The organism is Flagellimonas sp. ABD4_174 (assembly GCF_056160185.1).
Map to the genome: position 1 here is coordinate 641,309 of NZ_JBSWWP010000001.1, position 21,137 is coordinate 662,445.

Annotated in this window: 18 protein-coding genes; 6 read left to right on the forward strand and 12 right to left on the reverse strand. The window is 43.1% G+C overall.

The window, feature by feature from the left end:
• Window positions 1-43: 43 nt before the first annotated feature.
• Together ACXAFK_RS02840 and ACXAFK_RS02845 are read left to right on the forward strand one after the other, a co-directional pair.
• Window positions 44-940, forward strand: coding sequence for a hypothetical protein (locus tag ACXAFK_RS02840; protein WP_224836446.1), 897 nt, complete (start codon window positions 44-46; stop codon window positions 938-940).
• A 36-nt stretch (window positions 941-976) separates the two neighbouring features.
• Window positions 977-2,518, forward strand: a complete 1,542-nt coding sequence (locus tag ACXAFK_RS02845; protein ID WP_474956734.1) for a glycine--tRNA ligase — start codon at window positions 977-979, stop codon at window positions 2,516-2,518.
• Between the two features lie 3 nt (window positions 2,519-2,521).
• Here ACXAFK_RS02845 and ACXAFK_RS02850 read toward each other — a convergent pair whose 3' ends face one another.
• The 6 genes from ACXAFK_RS02850 to ACXAFK_RS02875 all read right to left on the reverse strand — a co-directional run bounded on the left by ACXAFK_RS02850 (window position 2,522) and on the right by ACXAFK_RS02875 (window position 9,201).
• A complete protein-coding gene (locus ACXAFK_RS02850; RefSeq protein ID WP_474956735.1) occupies window positions 2,522-4,189 on the reverse strand; it encodes a formate--tetrahydrofolate ligase in 1,668 nt (555 codons plus the stop codon).
• 111 nt (window positions 4,190-4,300) lie between these two features.
• Window positions 4,301-4,813 carry a DUF3124 domain-containing protein gene (locus ACXAFK_RS02855; protein ID WP_474956736.1) on the reverse strand — a complete coding sequence of 171 codons (513 nt, stop codon included), beginning with the start codon at window positions 4,811-4,813 and terminating at the stop codon, window positions 4,301-4,303.
• A gap of 113 nt (window positions 4,814-4,926) precedes the next feature.
• Window positions 4,927-5,409: a GyrI-like domain-containing protein gene (locus ACXAFK_RS02860; RefSeq protein ID WP_224836193.1), complete on the reverse strand. Its 483-nt coding sequence runs from the start codon at window positions 5,407-5,409 to the stop codon at window positions 4,927-4,929.
• Window positions 5,410-5,419: 10 nt separating this feature from the next.
• A complete protein-coding gene (locus tag ACXAFK_RS02865; RefSeq protein ID WP_474956737.1) occupies window positions 5,420-7,480 on the reverse strand; it encodes a TonB-dependent receptor family protein in 2,061 nt (686 codons plus the stop codon).
• Between the two features lie 22 nt (window positions 7,481-7,502).
• Complete coding sequence (locus tag ACXAFK_RS02870) at window positions 7,503-8,609, reverse strand: Gfo/Idh/MocA family protein (RefSeq protein WP_474956738.1); 1,107 nt, start codon at window positions 8,607-8,609, stop codon at window positions 7,503-7,505.
• Between the two features lie 37 nt (window positions 8,610-8,646).
• A complete protein-coding gene (locus ACXAFK_RS02875; RefSeq protein WP_369885664.1) occupies window positions 8,647-9,201 on the reverse strand; it encodes a cysteine hydrolase family protein in 555 nt (184 codons plus the stop codon).
• 135 nt (window positions 9,202-9,336) lie between these two features.
• Between ACXAFK_RS02875 and ACXAFK_RS02880 the strand changes: the two genes are divergently transcribed.
• Window positions 9,337-10,101, forward strand: coding sequence for an exodeoxyribonuclease III (locus tag ACXAFK_RS02880; RefSeq protein WP_293298595.1), 765 nt, complete (start codon window positions 9,337-9,339; stop codon window positions 10,099-10,101).
• A 74-nt stretch (window positions 10,102-10,175) separates the two neighbouring features.
• Window positions 10,176-11,216, forward strand: coding sequence for an aldo/keto reductase (locus tag ACXAFK_RS02885; RefSeq protein ID WP_474956739.1), 1,041 nt, complete (start codon window positions 10,176-10,178; stop codon window positions 11,214-11,216).
• A 2-nt stretch (window positions 11,217-11,218) separates the two neighbouring features.
• On the opposite strand, the gene ACXAFK_RS02890 is transcribed toward ACXAFK_RS02885, so the two are convergent.
• The 6 genes from ACXAFK_RS02890 to panC all read right to left on the reverse strand — a co-directional run bounded on the left by ACXAFK_RS02890 (window position 11,219) and on the right by panC (window position 18,274).
• Window positions 11,219-13,375 (reverse strand): outer membrane protein assembly factor BamB family protein, encoded by a 2,157-nt coding sequence (locus tag ACXAFK_RS02890; RefSeq protein ID WP_474956740.1) that lies wholly within the window; start codon window positions 13,373-13,375, stop codon window positions 11,219-11,221.
• Window positions 13,376-13,425: 50 nt separating this feature from the next.
• On the reverse strand, window positions 13,426-14,784 hold the full coding sequence (radA, locus tag ACXAFK_RS02895; protein WP_474956741.1) for a DNA repair protein RadA: 1,359 nt from the start codon (window positions 14,782-14,784) through the stop codon (window positions 13,426-13,428).
• Between the two features lie 142 nt (window positions 14,785-14,926).
• Window positions 14,927-16,069: an alpha/beta hydrolase gene (locus tag ACXAFK_RS02900; RefSeq protein ID WP_474956742.1), complete on the reverse strand. Its 1,143-nt coding sequence runs from the start codon at window positions 16,067-16,069 to the stop codon at window positions 14,927-14,929.
• Between the two features lie 24 nt (window positions 16,070-16,093).
• On the reverse strand, window positions 16,094-17,059 hold the full coding sequence (locus tag ACXAFK_RS02905) for a lysylphosphatidylglycerol synthase transmembrane domain-containing protein (RefSeq protein WP_474956743.1): 966 nt from the start codon (window positions 17,057-17,059) through the stop codon (window positions 16,094-16,096).
• A 3-nt stretch (window positions 17,060-17,062) separates the two neighbouring features.
• The gene (gene panD, locus ACXAFK_RS02910) at window positions 17,063-17,413 is read right to left on the reverse strand and encodes an aspartate 1-decarboxylase (RefSeq protein ID WP_224836202.1); all 351 of its coding nucleotides are present in this window, start codon (window positions 17,411-17,413) and stop codon (window positions 17,063-17,065) included.
• A gap of 12 nt (window positions 17,414-17,425) precedes the next feature.
• A complete protein-coding gene (gene panC, locus ACXAFK_RS02915) occupies window positions 17,426-18,274 on the reverse strand; it encodes a pantoate--beta-alanine ligase (RefSeq protein ID WP_252080791.1) in 849 nt (282 codons plus the stop codon).
• Window positions 18,275-18,376: 102 nt separating this feature from the next.
• Between panC and ACXAFK_RS02920 the strand changes: the two genes are divergently transcribed.
• Together ACXAFK_RS02920 and ACXAFK_RS02925 are read left to right on the forward strand one after the other, a co-directional pair.
• Window positions 18,377-19,186: a glycogen/starch synthase gene (locus ACXAFK_RS02920; protein ID WP_293298611.1), complete on the forward strand. Its 810-nt coding sequence runs from the start codon at window positions 18,377-18,379 to the stop codon at window positions 19,184-19,186.
• 5 nt (window positions 19,187-19,191) lie between these two features.
• Window positions 19,192-21,021, forward strand: coding sequence for a DUF4270 domain-containing protein (locus tag ACXAFK_RS02925; RefSeq protein WP_474956744.1), 1,830 nt, complete (start codon window positions 19,192-19,194; stop codon window positions 21,019-21,021).
• Window positions 21,022-21,137: the final 116 nt, after the last annotated feature.

Here is a 21,137-nt window from a genome sequence, read left to right on the forward strand (position 1 = left end):
GGTGTCAAAACTTATATATGTTTTAGAGCAGATTGTCAACCCCATGAACTCCCAAGATAACAATTTCAATTATAAAATTATTTTTGCCGCTCTGGTAGCGGTAATCGTGGGGATTCTAATAGCCTTTTATTACAGTTACGCTCAGTCCAAGAACCAAATGATCTATTTAGAAGAAGAAAAGTCACTTTTGGTAAAGGATTTGACGTTGATGCGGGCCGAGGTGGATCGTTTGTCCGGTTTAAACGAGGTTAACGAAATCGAGCTCCAAACCTCGCGCTTTAGGGTTCAGCAACTTTTGGATTCTGTGGGACGCTTAAATTTTAGCATTACCAAATTAAAGGAAACCCGAAAAGAGCTAAGAAAGTTGGAGCTACGTTTTGACAGCCTCAAGCTCAAGAATAATTTTCTTAGGTACAACAATAGCTTGTTGGCCAGTAAGTACGACGAGACCATAAAGCAATTGGAAGAACTCCGTGGCAGGGCAAGTAGCATGCAACAAACCGAATCCCTGCTCAGGGAAACCAATAAAGAGTTAACCCGGGAACTCCGAATAAAAAGCTATTTAAAGCTGCAAGATGCAGAAGGTAGCGGATTTAGGTTAAGGGCAGGAAGACCTATCAAAACCAATAAGGCTTCCGTAATCGAAAAATTACGTGGTTGCGTTACTATTCTGAGCGATGCAAGTTCCAGAGGCGATATTAAAGTACTCTACCTTCAATTTTTGGACCCCAACATGAGGGTTGTCGAGGACAACGCGAATACCATTTCGGTAAGTGGGAATACCTATAGTAAAAAGGTGGAAATCGTATATACCGGAAAAGAGATCAGTATCTGCGATGCCATTACCGTTCCGGAAGGTTCTTTGGAAGAGGGAATTTACACACTTAATGTATTTGAGGACGAAAGATTGTTGGCTTCCACCGAATTTCAGTTGAAATAGCTTATTTCTTTTTGGGTAAAATTCTATTTTTGCCCAATGGCAAATCAAGAAGACGTTTTTAAGAAGGTAATCTCACACGCAAAGGAATATGGGTACGTATTCCAATCCAGTGAAATTTATGATGGACTTAGTGCTGTTTACGACTACGGTCAGAACGGTGCGGAGCTAAAAAAGAATATTCGCGAATATTGGTGGAAAGCCATGGTGCAGCTCAATGAGAACATTGTGGGCATCGATGCTGCCATATTTATGCACCCTACCACTTGGAAAGCCTCGGGCCACGTGGATGCCTTCAACGATCCGTTGATTGATAATAAAGATTCCAAAAAAAGATATCGTGCCGATGTCCTTATCGAGGATTATGTCGCCAAAATAGAGGCCAAAATCGAGAAAGAAGTGACCAAGGCCGCCAAACGATTTGGCGATAGCTTTGACAAAGAACAATTCCTTGCCACCAACAATCGAGTTTTGGGCTATCAAGAAAAAGCCGATTCCATTTTAAAAAGAATGGGTCAGTCTTTGGAAAAGGAAGATTTAGCCGATGTAAAAGCACTGATCGAAGAGCTCGAAATTGCCTGTCCATTGTCCGGATCTAAAAATTGGACGGATGTAAAGCAATTCAATTTGATGTTCGGAACCAAGTTGGGCGCTTCTGCCGATAGCGCGATGGATCTGTACCTTCGTCCAGAAACTGCACAAGGAATCTTTGTCAATTTTTTGAACGTACAGAAAACTGGAAGAATGAAAATTCCGTTTGGGATAGCCCAAACAGGAAAAGCTTTCCGTAACGAGATCGTAGCGCGTCAGTTTATTTTCCGGATGAGGGAATTCGAACAGATGGAAATGCAGTTCTTTATAAAACCGGGCACCCAAATGGAGTGGTACGAAGCTTGGAAGGAAAAACGCATGAAATGGCACCTCTCCCTAGGCATGGGAGAAGACAACTATCGTTTCCACGACCACGAAAAATTGGCACACTACGCAGATGCAGCGGCCGATATCGAGTTCAAGTTCCCATTCGGATTCAAGGAATTGGAGGGAATCCATTCTCGTACCGATTTTGATCTGGGGAAACATGAAGAATATTCAGGTAAAAAACTACAATATTTCGACCACGAAGAAAACCAGAGCTACACTCCATATGTATTGGAAACTTCCATAGGGTTGGATCGTATGTTCTTGGCGGTGTTCTCCAACTCCTTGCAAGAGGAGGAATTGGAAAACGGGTCCACACGTACGGTACTTAAAATTCCGGCCGTTCTGGCCCCGAACAAGGTCGCCGTACTCCCATTATTGAAAAGGGATGGACTTCCCGAAGTCGCCCAGAAATTGGTGGACGAATTGAAATGGGATTTCAATGTGGATTATGACGAAAAGGATGCCGTAGGCCGTCGCTACCGTCGCCAAGACGCGGCGGGAACACCGTTTTGTGTTACCGTTGATCATCAAACATTGGAAGATGATACGGTAACCATCCGTCACAGGGATACCATGGAGCAAAAACGCGTCAAGCTTTCAGAAGTGAAAGAAATCATCTCCAAGGAAGTGGATATGCGTTATTGGTTGCAGAAGATTTAAGGTCTAGAACAATCCGGTAATTTCACCATCATCGTTAATATCCATTCCTTCGGAAGCTGGATGAGCGGGCAAACCGGGCATTCGCATAATATTTCCGGTAATGGGGATCAAGAAACCTGCACCAACGGCAATTTCTATTTCCCTGACCGTGATGATAAAGTCTTTTGGTCTGCCCAATAGTTTGGGATTATCCGATAAAGACTTTTGGGTCTTGGCAATGCAAACGGGCAGCTGATCCAATCCAAGATCAGAAATTTTTCTGAGGTCGGCTTTGGCTTTGGCCGTGTAATCCACATACTCGGCACCGTAAATTTCGGTGGCAATGGTCGCGATTTTATCTTTTACACTGGATTTCCAATTATATAATGGTGCAAAATTAGAATCGTTGGACTCTACAATATCGATTACTGCTTTGGCCAACTCTTCTGCACCTTCACCGCCTTTGGCCCAAACATTCGCAACGGCTACGCGAATTCCTTTGGAATTGGCCAATTCTTTGATCACGGCAATCTCCTCATCTGTGTCGGATACAAACTTATTTATGGATATAACAGGGATTACCTTGAACTTGGCTATGTTCTCCAAGTGTTTTTCCAAATTCGGAAGTCCTTTTTTTAAAGCTTCCACATTGGGTTCTGTCAAGGTTTTTAAATCTGCTCCCCCATGATATTTTAGCGCGCGAATAGTTGTAGTGAGCACTACGGCTTTTGGTGTTAAGCCGGCACTCTGGCATTTAATATCGAAGAATTTTTCGGCACCAAGGTCAAAACCAAATCCAGCTTCGGTTACCGTGTAATCGGAATGCGACATGCCCATTAAAGAGGCGATCACAGAATTGGTGCCTTGAGCAATGTTCGCAAAAGGCCCACCGTGAATAATGGCGGGATTTCCCTCTATGGTCTGAACCAAGTTGGGTTTTATGGCATCTTTTAATAAAGCAGCCATGGCGCCTTCTGCCTTCAAATCTTTGGCGTAGATCGGCTTTTTGTCGAAGGTGTAGCCCACAAAAATATTGCCCAAGCGTTTTTTTAGGTCGCTAAGGCTTTCGGCCAAGCAGAGGATGGCCATAATTTCGGAAGCAGCGGTAATATCAAAACCTGTTTCGCGGGGTACACCAGAAGTTGTACCGCCCAAGCCTACAATAATGTGCCGGAGGGAACGATCGTTCATGTCCATAACCCTTTTCCAACCTATGGTCCTGGGGTCCAATCGTACAGAGTTGGTCTTGCTTTGAATATTGTTGTCGATAACTGCCGATAATAGATTGTGCGCTTTTTCAATGGCTGCAAAATCACCGGTAAAATGTAGGTTGATGTCCTCCATGGGCAAAACTTGGGAATAACCGCCCCCAGTTGCGCCTCCTTTTATGCCAAAAACAGGACCTAAAGAAGGCTCCCGTAGAACCACGGTCGTTTTTTTACCCAAGCGGTTCAAGCCTTCGGAAAGCCCAATGGACATAGTGGTTTTTCCCTCGCCCGCAGGGGTCGGGGAAATGGCCGAAACCAAAATAAGGTTACTGTTTTGGGCTTTGGTCCTATTAATGGCCTTTAGAGGTAGTTTGGCCTTGTATTTCCCGAACATTTCAATTTTATCGGAATCGATCCCAAATTTTTCGGCAATGGTGGAAATGTGTTTTAAAGAAACACCTTTGGCAATTTGTAAGTCGGACATAATTAATGGGTTAAGCGCAAACGAATCGTGTGCGATTTGCCTGCAAATCACATACAATATACTATAATTGATGCAGTAAAACTATGATGGAGTTTGATAGCTCTGTGAACCTTATTCCACGCGTCGTCCTTGGGTGGTGAAAGATAGCCCTTGTTGTCCGGATGTGGATATCATCACTCCCTCAAAATAGGGTTCGTGGGCATTGGGTTTTATGGACCATTGAAAAAGGAAATTGGCACCGGTTCCGCCCGATTGGTCTTTCTCATCAATCACGATCTCTACGGTTTCCATGGGCTTTATATAGATGGGCTCATCAAAATACGTTCGGATAGGATTGCCCTTGGTGTCAAAATATTCTGCTTTTTTGATGTAAATGGTGTCCTGTAGGTTTGTGTTCCGCATGCTTATAGTGCTCGTAAGGTTGTGAGTGCGATGCTCTGTTTCGCTATAGATTTGGGAATACACGGAGAGGTAGGAAGTGCCGTTCAATAAAGAATCTTTAGTGGATATAGAAGCAATACGGTTGTTCCAATTAACGGGGTCGATTGAGCTCACGTCTTTTTTTGCCTGCTCGTTGCAAGAAAAAAATAGAAGTAATAGTAAAAACGGAACAAGTTTCCTCATTGTTTAATTGCAGATTGGAAAATCTAAGATAAGGATTCTATACTATTTGTTGTTGCCTTCATCCTTTTTAGTCTAACTGAATTTTGTTGTTGGGATTAATTCCAATGATCTTTTTATGTATTCTTGATCGGTATCCAGAAATCTTCTTCGGAATCTGGATGTTCTCCTTTGTATTTACTCCCCATTACTGCAAAGTGGGGCCTATGATCGATAGTGAATCCAGAAGTTGGGAACCACTCGCCATAAATGTACTTGAATATTTCCATGACTTCACTGGTTTTTCCTCTGTAGTGAAACACAGCGTATTCTCCCGAAGGGATGGTTAGCACATCCATGCTTTCCGGGATTTCATCAAAATCCGATACGGCAACGGCCGCCCACTTTTCAAACTCCATAGTTGGGTCAAAATGCTGAAAGTATTCCGGACCTGGATAGATTTCAACGGAATATAGATCTTCACTTGCCAAGTTTTTTATTTCCTTTTTTCTTGGGGAGAAGCTTTGCCAAAGTTCCCTGGTCTTATCGCTGACCAAAGATGTTGTCGTTTTTTGGCCAATCAAAAATGTGGTCGGCACGGTTTCGATTCTAGGTGTCATGCATCAAATATTAAAAAACATAGTTTAATTGTATCCCTCCAAATAAATTCCGACCATTTCCCGGGTAAAAGTATCTTGGTTGCGACCCGCCAAAACCAGTCGCATTGATCAGTATGGATTGAGCATAATTGATATCAAAAATATTGTTGACACCTGCGTTCAGTCCCAAACTGATGTTCTGTGAAAGTGAAGTGCGGAATCCCAACTTTATATGGAATACGTTAAAGGAATCGCTGTTGATCGTATTGGCATCCGTTAAAGGAATTTCGTCTACAAACTGATGGGTAAGATGGAGCAGCAATCCATTGGAATGGCGAAAATCGATACCCGAACTTAAGCGATTTTTAGGGACTCCCGTGAGCGGATTTCCAGAATAATCGTTGTCGTTGTCCACAAAATCCACAAAACTATGGTCGTTCAAGGTATAACTTACGTAAGGTGAAAATGTAATACTAGGGGATAATTTCCCCAAATATTGCAGGTCGAGTTCCACACCTTGGTGACGTGTTTTTCCTGCGTTTCTTCCTATGTATTGGTCCTCTCCCACGCGTTGGGCCACCAAAAGGTTTTTTACCTTCATTCGATACAGGACAATGTTGGCCGTAAGTCTCTTTTCAAACAGCGACCACTCACTTCCCAACTCATAACTTATACCTGTTTCTTGTGCAATATCCGGGTTGATGACGCCTTCGGGAGTCAATGTTTCTTCCAAACTGGGATTGGAAAAACCCCGACTAATGTTCGCATAGATCTTTCCATTTTTTAATTGGTAGTTGAGTCCAAGGTTTGGAAGTAAAATAGCATCAAAATCACGCTCTGCCGATGCGTTTTCTGCTTCTTGGTTGAACAAATCCCTATAGTCGTAATGGGTTTTGTTCAAGTTGAGACCGGCCTGTACCAAAAATGCAGAGGTAATGGGATAGGTAAGCGTTCCAAAAAGGTTGAATTGTCGACGGAATTCTATATTGTCATTAAGTTGAGTTCCCTGTAAACTGCCATTGCCATTGTTTTCCTCATATAAATTTTGATACGTGCCCCAGTGGTATTCATCTTTATAGAATTCACTCCCTAAAGTAAATTGAACCTTGCCAAGATCGCCTTCAAAAACGGTTCTAAAACCAAACCCATTGGTGAATTCGTCCAAAATATTGAATGGCCTTGGTTCGTAATGGTCCAAATAGGAATAAAAAATACTGGTTGTATTTTGAAGATGTTGTGAAAATCGATACGTATGCGAGAGACCCGTTAAAACATATTTGTTAGCTTCATATCCTTTTGCGGCCAGCCAGTTTGATGCAGCACGGGTAGGGTCCTCATCAAAATCCGTTTGGTTAATGGAGCTTGGAATATGGGCCGTGTAATCAATATAGTTCATTAAAAAGGACAAACTACTGTTTCTTCCCGTTCGGAATAGTGTGTTCAGTAAAAATCCATCACGCTCAAATTCATTGTTCTGGCGAAACCCATCGGTTTCCAAATGATTATAGCTTAAACTTAGTTTAAGACCATCTTCTGCATGCGAAAATGTTAGGTTGTCCTTTACCATGTTATACGAGCCGACCGAAAACGTATTGGTCAATTGCGTCTTATTTTCAATGGATGCCTTGGTATCCAAAATAAAAGCTCCGCCAAGATTGGAGCCGTACGCAGTGCCTTTAGGTCCTTTTATGATCTCTATGGCACCCAGATTTTCAAAATCGAAAGCTTCAATGGTAGAAGAGCCGGTACCATTGGTTACAGGGATTCCATTAAAGTACATGCGTAGTTTATTGGTTCCGTAAGGTGTCCTTGCTCCAATGCCCCGAACTGTTATGCGGTTGGTGTTGATGGCTCCCGATAAAATATAAACGCCCGAAATCTGATTGATGGCAGAAGGGATGTCCGTGGGGTTGAAACGATCAAAGGTTTGACCGGCAATTTTTGAAGAAGGAGTGATTCCCGTGGCTTTTTTTGGAACGGCGTTCTGGACTAGAATAATTTCATCCAATTGGGTTATGGAGTCTTTTGGGGAAATCTGGCCCAGTAAAAGTAAGGGCAGTGATACACATAATAGGGAAACAAAGACTCTCATTGGAAACAAATGTTGGTAGAGGTTATTTTTTTAGTTTGATGGTTTTGCCCGTTTTTGCACTTTTGCGTGCAGCATCCAATATTTCCACTACGGTCATATTGTTTTCGAGCGCGTTTAGATCATTTGGGTTTAACTCAACGGAACCGCGCACCACAGCAACCAAAAGTGAAAATGGGTCGTTGTAGGGATAAGGTCTTTCTTCTAAGATTGAGATTTCTTCTTGGTAGCCATCATAACCTTTTGCAGTTCTTACCCGAAGTGTATTTCTGTTATCTGCGTAAATAGCACCTGTTAAGCCATAAAGTTCCATGTCCTTTCTGCCTATGGGCCAATTCCAAGAAGGTTGTAATACCGCTTGGCAGTCGTCATAAGTAAGAATTATAACGGCATCATCATCTACTTCGGGATTGTTTTCCGCCTGTAATTGTTGGGTAACAGCGGTAACGGTATTTGGTTTTTTGCCTTGTAATAGCCACGTCATAAGATTTGCCCCGTAACAGCCAAAATCGGTGAGGGCACCACCGCCATTGAGCACGGGATCTTGGAGCCACTCCAGAAATTCTTCGTTAACCCCAATTTTTACGGGTCCGCGATGACCATCGCGGACAACGACTTTTTTAAGGTCTCCAATTTCGCCATTGTCCAAGAGGGTTTTCGCTTTATGATTGGTCGGATACCAAGTGGTTTCGTAATTGGTGAGCAGATGTATACGGTGTTCTTGTGCAAGCGCTTTCATTTTTTTGGCATGTCGCATATTTACCGCCAATGGTTTTTCTACCATAACATGGATTCCTTTTGGTGCACAGGTCTGAACTACTTCCAAATGATCGAATATGTTGCCAAATGCGGTTACTGCCTCTGGTTGGGTGGCGGCAATCATTTCTTCTAGGCTGTTGTACACCAAATCCATGGAAAACCCGTGTTGATCGGCATATTGTTGGGCGAGCTTACGATTCGGTTCCGCAATGCCCACAATTTTGATGTCGCCAATGGCATCGCGGCCCAAAATCGAGTGAACATGGGTATGCGTGAGGCCTGCGATACCAATTTTAAGCGGTTCGGACTGACTGAACAATTGTATGATTGCAAGGAAGAAACATAATAAAAAAAATGATGCTGATCTTACCATAAGAATAACAGAATTATTAGAGTTGTAAAAATAGGGACTAATGATCAAGTTCTTTCAATATGGTGTCGGTATCCTTTATCGTTGCGAACTCATCTTTAAGGTTGGCCAGTTCTGCGTGGAAAATAACATCAGCAGCGTATGTGTTGCCATCGTGTCCTATTTTATCGAAGGCAGCGGTCGCATCGGAAACCAAAATAACGGTAAAACCTAAATTCGACGCCATCCTTACCGAGGTGGAAATGCAATGTTCTATCGTTAGACCCGCTATTACTAAATTAGTGATGTGCTCTGTTTTTAATCGAGCCTCCAGTTCAGTGCCAATAAAAGCACTGTTCACCGTTTTCTCAAAAATCGGTTCATTGATCATAGGTTCCACGGCCGGATGAAAAGAGTTACTTACTTTACCTGGGTGCAAAGGGGAACCAAGGTCGGTGGAATTATGTTTTACATGGAAGATGGGCCATTGTTTTTTCCTGAAGAACGTTAATAACCTTCCGCAATTTTCCTCGGCATCCATATTGTTTCTTTCTGTGCCGTAAAACCCGATTTCTTGTAGTCCGCGTTGGACATCGATTAGAACAAGAGCTGTCATGAGGAAGCTTTTTGGCTTAAAAGTAAACGAAAAGATCAAAAAAAGGGACATCAATTCATTCCATTGATAGATTCATAGGTAAATTCAATTTTAAGGAGCCGTTCACAATAGCTATTTTTGAACAAAATTGAGTATATGAAAATTGTATCCTACAATGTTAACGGTATTCGGGCAGCACTTAAAAAAGGATTTGTGGAATGGTTGGAAACGGTGAGCCCTGACGTGGTTTGCCTGCAGGAGACCAAGGCCATGGAGGAGCAATTGGATACTACTGTTTTTAAAGAGGCAGGATATTCCCATAATTATTGGTTCAGCGCCCAAAAAAAAGGATATAGCGGCGTGGCTTTACTTTGTAAAGAGGAGCCGGACCATGTGGAATTTGGTACGGGTATCGACTACATGGATCATGAAGGAAGAAATATCCGAGCCGACTACGGAGACCTTTCCATAATGAGCATGTACTTGCCATCCGGCACCAATATGGATCGCCTGGATTTTAAATTGACGTATATGGACGATTTTCAGAAATATGCAGATGAGCTTCGGAAAGAGCGTCCCAATTTAATTGTGTTGGGAGACTATAATATTTGTCATGAAGCTATAGATATTCATGATCCTGTCCGAAACAAAAACGTATCGGGATTCTTACCTGTGGAACGCGAATGGATCGGAAATTTTATGAAAAGTGGTTTTATAGACAGTTTTAGGCATTTTAATAAGGAACCCGATAATTACACCTGGTGGAGTTACCGCGCCAATGCCAGGGCCAACAACAAAGGCTGGCGTTTGGATTATGGCATGGTGGCCGATCCTTTGGAAGATCGGTTAAAGCGTTCCGTGATCTTGTCCGAAGCCAAACATAGTGATCACTGCCCCATTTTATTGGAGGTTGAAAAATAATGCTATTCTAAAGGTAGAAAGTAAGATGGTTGGGTTTGAGAGCCCCAATCGTTAACCGTCCTAATTTGTAAAAAATGAAGTATACCAGAATCCCGCATACCGATATCCGAATCAGCAAAATTTGCTTGGGCACCATGACCTGGGGGCGCCAAAACAATGAAGAGGAAGCGCAGGAGCAAATGGACTATGCCCTAGACCAAGGCGTTAACTTTTTTGATACGGCAGAATTATATCCCGTTCCGGCCAAAAAGGAATTATATGCCGTTACAGAAGAATTGATCGGGAATTGGTTTAAAAAAACAGGGAATCGGGATAGGGTGGTCTTGGCTTCAAAAATTGCAGGACCGGGGCAGGTCGCAAACCATATTCGAAGTACCGGGTTCAGTAAAGAAGCTTTGGTTAGTGCGGTAGAAGGAAGCCTAAGGCGATTACAGACCGATTATATTGACCTGTTTCAACTCCATTGGCCAGAAAGGAATACCAATTATTTTGGTCAAAGAGGTTACAATGCCCATGCCGTTGATGTTTGGGACGACAACATACACCAAGTTTTGGAGACGCTACGAGATTTGATTGCCGAAGGTAAGATTAGGCACGTAGGATTGTCCAACGAAACCCCTTGGGGCACCATGCGCTATTTGGAGGAGAGCAAAGTCCACCAAGGATTGCCCCGAATGCGCACCATTCAGAACCCGTATAGCCTTCTTAACCGACTTTTTGAAGTAGGTCTTTCCGAAATTTCGATGAGGGAACAAATTGGTTTAATGGCGTACTCTCCTCTTGGATTTGGGGTGCTGAGCGGTAAATACCTTACCGAAATCCCACCTAGAAAAGCACGGATAACCTTATTCCCGAACTATAGTCGCTATAGTGGAGAAACTGCTACACAGGCCACACAAAAATATGCTGACCTGGCCAAGACACACAATCTTAGCCTCGCTCAAATGGCCTTGGCATTTGTAAATACCCGACCATTTTTAACGAGCAATATCATTGGCGCTACCACTATGGAACAACTCAAGGAAAACATCGCCAGTATCGATGTGGACCTTTCCGATGAGGTATTGGATGGCATTGAGGAGATACACAACGCCATTCCTAACCCTGCTCCTTAGATTTACTCGAGGACGTATGCCCGATATTCATCACCCGAAGCAGTTCCCATTTTTCCGCCTCCGCATGAAATGACAAGGTATTGTTTGCCCTCCACTTGATAGGTGATCGGAGTGGCATAACCGCCTGCGGGGAGTTTATCTTCCCAAAGTTGCTTCCCAGTTTTCATATGGAACGCACGGATTTTTTCATCCTTGGTGGCAGCAATAAATAGCACTCCACCTTTGGTGATGACAGGCCCGCCATAATTTTCGAGTCCGGAAACGGACACATTCGGGTCCTGCAAACTTTCCTCATGGCCCAACGGCACGGTCCATAGATACTCACCAGTGTTGAGGTCGATGGCATTCAGGGTCCCCCATGGTGGTTTCACTACGGGATAGCCCCTATCATCTTTAAATCGTGCGAAACTAGCGACCGAATAGGGCACATCTACATTTATTTTTTCCACTCGGTGATCTTTTGCTTGTTCCATATCCATTAGAAATTCCGTAATGGCATCGGTTTCATCTGCCGAAAGATTGGGCATCCCCGGCATAGCGCCACGCCCTTTTTGGATGATGGTCTTTATGGAATCGGATTCCAAACGCAACTTTATATTCTGAAGTGCCGGAATACCGGCCAAACCTTGCAGTTCCCCGCCATGGCATCGGGCGCAGTGGATTTGTGCTAGACTTTGTCCTACACTGGAGCCTTCGGCGCCGCCACCAACCTCTTTCATTTTAATGATCCATGCCATTTCATTGGTATTTACGTACATCACCCCATCACGAGGGTCGAGGGCAGCTCCACCCCATTCAGCTCCCCCGTCGGCACCTGGGAACAAAATGACCCCTGTGGTATCCATGGGAATAAATTGTCCCTTGGATGTGATGGACTTGAACTTTTCAAGCACCGTAGGAGTATTTTCAGTTTTGTTCCCTGAGACCAAATCATCCACAAATGCGGTGCGGTCGGGCGCATATAAATCGTCTTCTGTCAATATCTGACGTGCAAATGGAGCAGGTTTTAGAGGTAAGGGTTGGGTTTCAAAAGCCTTTTCACCGAGCAATGTGGAACTGGGATAGGTTTTTTCCTCGATAGGAAACAAGGGTTCTCCCGTAATACGGTTGAATACGAACACATGACCACTTTTGGTGACCTGTGCTACGGCAGGAATGGTTTGTCCATCCCGTTGAATATCAACTAAGTTGGGAGGAGCGGGCAAATCACGGTCCCAAATATCATGATGCACCATTTGAAAATGCCAAATTCGTTCGCCTGTATTGGCATTGAGCGCCAAAAGGGAATTGGCAAAAAGATTGGCACCTTCACGGTCGCCCCCATACCAATCAAAAGCTGCTGATCCTGTGGGAATGTAAACAATGCCCTGTCCGGTGTCCAAGGCCATACCGGGCCAACTATTGGCGCCCCCTACTTTTTTATATGCTTCCGCTGGCCAAGTATCATAACCAAACTCTCCCGGCTGTGGAATGGTATGGAAGGTCCACAAAATTTCACCTGTGAGCACATCATATGCCCGTATGTGCCCAGGTGAAGAACCGGGACCTTCGCCCACTCGGGTACCTTGAATCAATATATTTTGAAAAACTGCGCCGGGCGTGTTCGATACCACGGATAATTTGCTGGGATCTCTGACCAGACCCTCTCTTAAATCGATACTGCCATTGTTTCCAAAGGAGGAGATGGGCTTGCCGGATGTTATATTGACAGCATAAAGTTTGGGTCCCGATGAGAAAAAGATACGGCCGGGATGTTCTCCATCCGATTTCCAATAATTCAGGCCTCGATTAAGTCCTAAACCTGATTCATCCTTGGTTTTTGGCGAGAATTTCCAGATTTCCTTGCCCGTGGTTGCATCGAGGGCAAACAGCTCGATGGCGGCATTGACGCCATACAAAACCCCATCAACCATGAGTGGACTGGTTTGAATCTGTGTTGTTCTACCTTCTTGAAGCCCACCACTCTTATAGCTCCATGCCAATTTTAGTTGGGAAACATTTGCTGTGTCAATTTGATCAAGATTGGAGTAGTGTGTGCGTTCGGGGTCGCCCAAATAATGCTCCCAAGAAGTGAAATAGGGCTTGTCGGCTTTGTTTTTGTCAAAGTTTGAGCAAGCTGTCAATAGCGTCAATAAGGTCAATGGGAAATATCTTTTCATGTGCGGTTTGAAAGTTTCCTAAATATAGAAAGAAACCTACAATTACAGGTTTACCCGAACAAATGGGAAACCACGTCCTCAATCTTGGATACTTTTTGAATCTGTATGCCGGATTGTTTTAGGCCGATTTTGTTGTTTTTGGAGACAAATATTTTGGAAAAGCCCAATTTTTCGGCTTCGAGAATGCGCTGATCTACCCGTTGTACCGGCCTAATTTCTCCCGCAAGTCCGACTTCTGCGGCAAAACAAACGCCTTTTTCTATGGCGATATCGGAATTGCTGGATAGGATGGCGGCCATAACAGCCAGGTCAATGGCAGGATCATCCACGGATATTCCACCGGTGATGTTTAAAAAAACATCTTTTGCCCCTAACTTAAAACCTGCGCGTTTTTCCAAAACGGCCAAGAGCATGTTCAAACGTTTGGCATTAAAACCTGTGGCGGAACGTTGTGGTGTTCCGTAGACCGCTGTACTCACCAAGGCCTGAATTTCTATCAACAAGGGTCGCATACCTTCCACCGTGGCCGCTATTGCAGTGCCACTAAGATCTTCGTCGTTCTTGGAAATCAAAACCTCAGAAGGATTGTTTACTTCACGCAGGCCGCTTCCTTGCATTTCGTAAATGCCCAGTTCGGCAGTGGAACCGAAGCGGTTTTTAAGGGAACGGAGAATGCGATATACATAATTGCGGTCTCCTTCAAACTGGAGAACGGTATCCACCATATGCTCCAAAATCTTTGGGCCCGCAATAGTTCCATCTTTGGTGATGTGTCCTACCAAAATAACAGGAGTATGACTTTCCTTGGCAAATTTGATCAGTTCCGCGGTACATTCCCGGATTTGGGAAATGCTCCCCGCAGCGGATTCGATATAATCCGTGTGCAGGGTCTGAATAGAGTCGATGACCACTAAATCGGGCTCAATAGAGGCAATCTGCTGGAATATATTTTGTGTTTTGGTCTCGGTAAGGATGTAGCAATTCTCGCTCTTAGGTTGAATACGGTCTGCTCGCATTTTAATTTGTCTTTGACTCTCCTCCCCCGACACATAAAGTATTTTATAGGGCAGTTTTAACGCAACCTGAAGCAACAAGGTACTTTTTCCAATACCGGGTTCCCCTCCTAATAAGGTTAAAGACCCTGGTACCAATCCACCGCCCAACACGCGGTTGAACTCTTGGTCTTTGGTGTCCAAGCGGAGTTCCTTTTCCTGTGTTATTTCGGAAACACGAAGCGGCTTATTGGAGGTGTTGGCGGGCCGATCTGTTTTCCACCCTTTTTTGTCCTCTTTTTGGACAACTTCTTCTACAATGGTGTTCCATTCCTTGCAAGAGGAACATTGCCCGATCCATTTTGGGAATTGAGCTCCACAATTTTGACAAAAAAATGCTGTTTTGGTCTTGGCCATTCAAAATAAAATGAGGAGCCTAAAGATATGGAATTGCGAATTGGATTCTTGGATTTTCGGAGCAATAGATTCTTGGAGTTGTATGATCGAGTACTCCAAGTGGTCAATACCCAATAATCTAATAACCCAATAATCGATCAATTTAGTACCCAAAGTCTGCTTTCAGAGCATCTATCTTGTCCAGAGCCAAATCTTTGGTCAAAAAGTCGATTTCTTCCATTTGGAACGCCTTTTCAAACGCTTTAAATGCCTTTTTGGGCTCACCGATAAATTCGTAATGTTCTGCTTCAAAATAAAATCCCATCATGGTTTCTGGGAATTCTTTTTTACATAGATCGGCCAAAGGCTTTAAGGATTCGTAATCTTGTTTTTTTAAGCAAGCGGCATAAATGGCCATAATATCGTTGAGTTCCACTTGTTTTTCAAACCCAAATAGATCTTCAATGGTGTTGTATCGGTTTTCCAAGTAGTCAAATACGGGCTCTTCGGAAGTAACAATCTCAGTTTTGTATTCCTCGGGGGTTATTGGTCTATATATTTTGAATACGTTATCGAATGCTTTGCTGATTCCGTAAGCTGCAATGGATTCGTGATCAGCCTCTTCGTATTCATCAAAAAAATAGTGCAACGATTCTTTTTTTATGGAATTGATGCTGTGGTTCATTTGCAGTATGCGCTGTCTGTCGTCCGATGGCGCCTTTTCTACAATTAGATTATAAAAAATAGTTTGGTCCAATGCGGACAAACGCTCGGGGACACGATTCTCCATTTCGGTTGCCAGTACCGGTGAGATACTCACAAAAGAGTTAAAGAATGAATTGTCCTTGAACAAATAAAAGTTGCCAAAATTCGCAGTGATATCGTACCCAACGAACATTTTAAAGGGGGCAATTTTATATGTGGTGGCCATGTAGGGAATTAATTCCGTTCCCAAAAACTCATAGAACATTTTACCTTTTTCGGTCGGTAATCCTGAGGCTTCATCATAATCGCAATCTTCCCATCTTAGATCGTTTTCTGCTTGGTGGATTCCAACCACGATGGCCTCGGGCATGCGGTCCAATCGACTTTGGAATTTAACGTTGGCAACGACCAAATCAAAAAGGTAGTCGGCATCGAGAACCACGATCAACGGATACAGTTTGTCATCGGAATAATCTTCGGGGAAATAATAGGAGACGTCCCTTCGTTCCTGGAGTTTGAAAGATTCAAAGATTTCTTTTTTTACCTGGGCATTGGAGTTCAGGCAAATAAGGCCTATCAGTAAAAATAGACTTTTTTTCATTGGTTAAGTTTTAGCGGTTGGGGCTTACCGATTTCTATTCAATAACGGTAATACAACAAAGGATATTGTACCAAAAACAACCACCATAATAGTTTGGGCGATCCACATGATCCAGCCAAAGGCATCACCAGAAACAGAACTTATTCCATAAATGCCCAATGCGGCACTAACGGCGATAGGGTACAGACCTATTCCGCCATTGGTTGTGGACATGGCGAAGGCTCCCGCGACAAAAGCGACCAATAGTTCGCCCAAGGATAACGGGATGGTTTCTTCCACAGTATATTTAATGACCCAGAACATACCAAAATAGGCGGTCCAGATAAAAAGAGTATGAAGGATAAACGGCCATTTGTTCTTCATTTTAAAAACACTGAGCACACCATCTTGTAGGCCGGAGAGGAACCCTTTTAGCTTAAGGGCCAAAGGGGATTTTGATTTGCGAATTATGTACGACCCCAGGAACAAACCTATTATGCCTGCTAATAAAATACCGATAGCGCCTACGAAATTGACTCCTTTTTCTTCTAAAAAGCCAAGGATAAAATCGGTTTGGAGCACCAAGGTGGTCATAATGATGGTCAAGAGCATCAGTAAATCGACTACTCTTTCAGTAACGATTGTACCGAAACCTTTTTCAAATGGAACTTTTTCGTAGGTGGTAAGTGCTGTTGCCCTTAAAATTTCACCAGAACGGGGAATGCCCAAGTTGGCAAAATAGGATATAAGGACAATAAATATGGTATTTGAGGTTTTTGGCCTGTAACCCATGGGTTCCAAGAGATATTTCCAGCGAATGGCACGGGAAATATGGCTCAGTATGCCTATAATTACGGAGATTACCACCCAGAATGGGCTTGCATTGGAAATGTAATGGATAATTTGATTGCGTTCTTCCGGTGTGGTGGAGTTGTAGGAGTACCAAACCAAGAAAAGCCCAAATCCAATGGGTACAAATATCTTAAGGAATTTTTTTAGGGATTTGCCCAAAATTTATTGGAGTAGATTGTTTTCCTCGTTCGGGAACACCAATGCTGGATTAAATGTTTTTGCTTCTTCGATATCCATCCAAGCGTAGGTAATTAGGATCAATACGTCGCCGACCGCCACTTTTCGGGCAGCGGCACCGTTCAATGTCAACTCACCGGAACCTCTTGGTCCGGGAATGGCATAAGTTTCCAATCGTTCGCCGTTGTTGTTGTTCACGATCTGCACTTTCTCGCCTCTAATAATATTGGCGGCATCCATAAGATCTTCATCAATGGTAATGCTTCCTATATAATTTAGGTCTGCCCCGGTAACTTTTACTCGGTGAATTTTAGATTTTACGACTTCTACTTGCATGGTGCAAAAATATCAATTCAATCTTAGATTATCAATTAGGCGAACGCCATCCGCATAAACGGCAATGAACGCCCTATATTTTTGGTTGTCCTGAATTTTTAAAGCGGGTGTCAATGTGTTTTCATCGGCTATTTCAAAATACTCCAAATCGAACAAGGGTTGTTTTTCAAATTCAGAAGTGACCCAATCCGTAATATCTTTAACACTTTTCGTGCCAATTTTAGCTTTGGCAGTCTGTAAGGTTTTGTAAATGAAACTGGCCTGTTCGCGGGTTTCTTTAGAGAGCCTTTCGTTTCGGGAACTCATGGCAAGTCCATGGGGTTCCCTCTCAATGGCGCATCCTACTATGGTATATGGAAGGTCTTTTGTTTCGGCCATTTTTCGGATTATCTGTAATTGCTGAAAATCTTTTTCTCCAAAATAGGCTTTGTTAGGTTCGGCAGTTCGCAGCAAAAGCTCCACAATAGTGCCGACACCGTCAAAATGTCCTGTTCTAAATTCGCCTTCCATTACTTTGTCCAACCCATCGAACTCGTAAGATTCGGATTTAAGGTTTCCGGCATAAATCTCATCTACCGTAGGTGCAAAAACAACTATGTTTTCAGATACTTCTTTTAAAAGGCTTACATCTTTTTGGAAAGTTCTCGGATATTTTTCCAAATCATCCTTTTTGTCGAATTGGGTGGGATTTACGAAAATGCTGACTATCACAAAATCATTTTCGGCCAAGGCTTTTTTTACCAATGAAATATGACCGGAGTGCAATGCGCCCATAGTGGGGACAAGACCAATGGTGCGGTCTTTTCTGCGCTCCTCCAAACTAAAGGCATTGAGTTCTTTTTTACGGTCGAAAATCTTCATATACAGGTACAAAAGGGTGCAAAAATACTACAAATACAGCTAATCAGCATAATTTTTGTACTTTTGCAGCTATGTTTTTCAGATAAACAAAAGAAAGCGTTTATGAATGGTAAAAAGGTATTGTTTGTATCTTCTGAATTAGTTCCCTACCTCCCAGAGAATCCTGTTTCCTTAATGTCTTACGAAGCACCTAGAATGGTGAACAGTAATGGTGGGCAAATACGGATATTTATGCCAAGGTATGGAAATATTAACGAAAGAAGGCATCAATTACATGAGGTAATACGTTTATCGGGGATGAACCTGGTGATCAACGACATGGATATGCCCTTGATCATTAAGGTGGCCTCCATACCAAAAGAACGGATTCAGGTCTACTTTATTGATAACGATGAGTATTTTAAAAGAAAGGCAACATTTGCAGATGCCGATGGGAATTTGTTCCCGGATAACGACGAACGCGCCATCTTTTTTGCCAAAGGTGTTGTGGAAACCGTAAAAAAACTGAACTGGTCTCCAGATATTATCCACGTTCATGGATGGATGGCCTCTATGGTGCCACTTTACCTCAGAAAATATTATGCTGATGAACCCTTGTTCGCCGATAGTAGAATTGTTACTTCCGTTTACGGCAAGGATTTTGAAGGTGAGCTGGATGCCGAAATGATCAACAAAATAGCTTTCGATGGTATTGATAAAGAGGAAGTTTCCGTTCTTGCCAAGCCCGAGTATAATAATTTGTTAAAGGTTGCCGTAGATCATTCCGATGCCGTTATTTTAGCCGCGGAGGATTTGTCCGAGGATTTAAAAAACCACATAGATAATCTTTCCGTACCAGTATTGCCTTATGTCCCGCTTCAAGAAGCAGAGGAGGCATACACAAATTTCTATAATACAGAGGTTCTAAAATAGTTTGAATGAGATTTTCCAAGATTACCAAAGTTGCGACACTTGTTGGAACTTTGTTTTTGCTGATCGCTTCGTGTGATGATGAAATGGACACCATTGGCGAAGGTGTTGTTGCAGGAGAACCCTTCAGTACGGGTAAAGTAGAGTACGATGTTTTTGCCTTTAATAAAGGCATAACTGCTGTGCAGACCAATAAATTGCCTTTGTACCAACTGGGTACATTCAACGACCCTGTATATGGACAAAGAAAAGCCAGCATAATTTCCCAACTTGCATTGTCCGCCGAAGCCCCAACCTTTGGAGACCTGAGGCAAGAGGTGGAGGATACGGCCGACTCGGACGATAATGCCACAACGGTAGAGGAAAACGAAACCGTGAAAGAAGTGTTTTTGACCATACCTTTTCAAACAGCCCCCTCGCCGGATTCTGATGGTGATGGTATTCCGGATGAACTGGAAAGTGGCGAGGATGCGGAAGACCCAAATTCTGATTATGATGGCGATGGTGTCACCGATAACCAGGAAAGGATCATTGGCTCCAATCCGTACGACCCAAACGAAGATGGCACCGCCGAAGGATTTGTTGCCAATATTTATCCCAATAGGTTTGATTTGGACAGTATATACGGCGATAGGACCCAAACTTTTGAATTGACAGTTTCCAAATCTAATTACTTCTTGCGCGATTTGGACCCGAATTCTAATTTTGAAGAAACCCAGGAATATTACTCCAATCAGGATTTTTCGGCTTTTATTGGCGAAGAATTGTCAATCGAAGGTCAAAAAGCGGTAACCATTGACGATATCGAAACCTTGGTTTTTGCCGAAGATGACCCCGATACGGCAGATGTAGATGAATCACAAACAGTTGTAGAGAGTAGAATTGCCCCAGGCATTCGAATTCCCCTAAACCCGGATTTTTTTCAACAGAACATTTTGGATAAAGAAGGTCAGCCTGAGTTGTTGAGGCAATCCAATTTTAGAAATTTTATAAGAGGTATCCACTTAGCGGGGTCCGATATGGAGCAACTTATGTTCTTGTTGGATTTGACCCAAGCCAACATCACTATTACCTACGAGTATAACGATTATGATGCCGAGACTGAGGAAGTTGTGGTCGCGGAGAAAGATTTTACACTTCGTCTGTTGGTAGCCAATACCAATGGCCAGATTACTGGAAATGCGGTTAACGTGTTCGAAAACGACATGCTTCCTTCACAAATTGAGAGCGCATTGAATTCCGAAGAGAATGCTTCTCGAATTTATGTAAAAGGAGGGGCCACTCTTGCCGAGGTCCGTTTGTTCGATGAAGTGGAAAACGGAGGCGCTACGATCATCAATGAAATCAAGCAGAACAATTGGATCATTAACGAGGCAAATTTGGTGTTCTACGTGGATCGAGAGACATTGGGAACTTCCGTGGTCGAACCGCCAAGGCTTTATCTGTACAACGCAGAAACCAATCTGCCTTTGTACAATATTGCCAACGAGGATGTAACGCCGAATTCTGGACCAAATTCGTTGCGATATTTTGCGAGCCACGACGGAGTGTTGCAGTCCAGCAACAATCAAGGTGTAAAATACACGGTTCGTATTACGGAGCACATCAATAATATAATCGTTAGGGATTCCGTAAACGCTAAATTGGGCTTGACCTTAACCCCGAACATTGCTTTAACCGCGGTTCAAGAAGCGCTCGGGAGCGACATGCAAGAGATAGATTATCCGGTTGGTGCCGCAATGAGCCCATTGGGAACTATACTTTATGGAAGTAATGTTGCACCAGAAGAAGAAGACCGAAAGCTAAAGCTTGAAATCTACTACACTAAGGCCAACTAACCTTGTATTTATCGTAGTTTTTTAAACGTTTGTCGTTTTAAAGAACCAGAACGGTATATTTTAACGTATACATTTTAAATTTGAGGACCAATCCCCCAGATGGTTATTAATTAAAA

Excerpts from the sequence above, each read along its gene's own strand:
- ACXAFK_RS02840 (WP_224836446.1), top strand. The coding sequence starts at position 44 with ATGAACTCCCAAGATAACAATTTCAATTATAAAATTATTTTTGCCGCT.
- ACXAFK_RS02845 (WP_474956734.1), top strand. The coding sequence starts at position 977 with ATGGCAAATCAAGAAGACGTTTTTAAGAAGGTAATCTCACACGCAAAG.
- ACXAFK_RS02850 (WP_474956735.1), bottom strand. The coding sequence starts at position 4,189 with ATGTCCGACTTACAAATTGCCAAAGGTGTTTCTTTAAAACACATTTCC.
- ACXAFK_RS02855 (WP_474956736.1), bottom strand. The coding sequence starts at position 4,813 with ATGAGGAAACTTGTTCCGTTTTTACTATTACTTCTATTTTTTTCTTGC.
- ACXAFK_RS02860 (WP_224836193.1), bottom strand. The coding sequence starts at position 5,409 with ATGACACCTAGAATCGAAACCGTGCCGACCACATTTTTGATTGGCCAA.
- ACXAFK_RS02865 (WP_474956737.1), bottom strand. The coding sequence starts at position 7,480 with ATGAGAGTCTTTGTTTCCCTATTATGTGTATCACTGCCCTTACTTTTA.
- ACXAFK_RS02870 (WP_474956738.1), bottom strand. The coding sequence starts at position 8,609 with ATGGTAAGATCAGCATCATTTTTTTTATTATGTTTCTTCCTTGCAATC.
- ACXAFK_RS02875 (WP_369885664.1), bottom strand. The coding sequence starts at position 9,201 with ATGACAGCTCTTGTTCTAATCGATGTCCAACGCGGACTACAAGAAATC.
- ACXAFK_RS02880 (WP_293298595.1), top strand. The coding sequence starts at position 9,337 with ATGAAAATTGTATCCTACAATGTTAACGGTATTCGGGCAGCACTTAAA.
- ACXAFK_RS02885 (WP_474956739.1), top strand. The coding sequence starts at position 10,176 with ATGAAGTATACCAGAATCCCGCATACCGATATCCGAATCAGCAAAATT.
- ACXAFK_RS02890 (WP_474956740.1), bottom strand. The coding sequence starts at position 13,375 with ATGAAAAGATATTTCCCATTGACCTTATTGACGCTATTGACAGCTTGC.
- radA (WP_474956741.1), bottom strand. The coding sequence starts at position 14,784 with ATGGCCAAGACCAAAACAGCATTTTTTTGTCAAAATTGTGGAGCTCAA.
- ACXAFK_RS02900 (WP_474956742.1), bottom strand. The coding sequence starts at position 16,069 with ATGAAAAAAAGTCTATTTTTACTGATAGGCCTTATTTGCCTGAACTCC.
- panD (WP_224836202.1), bottom strand. The coding sequence starts at position 17,413 with ATGCAAGTAGAAGTCGTAAAATCTAAAATTCACCGAGTAAAAGTTACC.
- panC (WP_252080791.1), bottom strand. The coding sequence starts at position 18,274 with ATGAAGATTTTCGACCGTAAAAAAGAACTCAATGCCTTTAGTTTGGAG.
- ACXAFK_RS02920 (WP_293298611.1), top strand. The coding sequence starts at position 18,377 with ATGAATGGTAAAAAGGTATTGTTTGTATCTTCTGAATTAGTTCCCTAC.
- ACXAFK_RS02925 (WP_474956744.1), top strand. The coding sequence starts at position 19,192 with ATGAGATTTTCCAAGATTACCAAAGTTGCGACACTTGTTGGAACTTTG.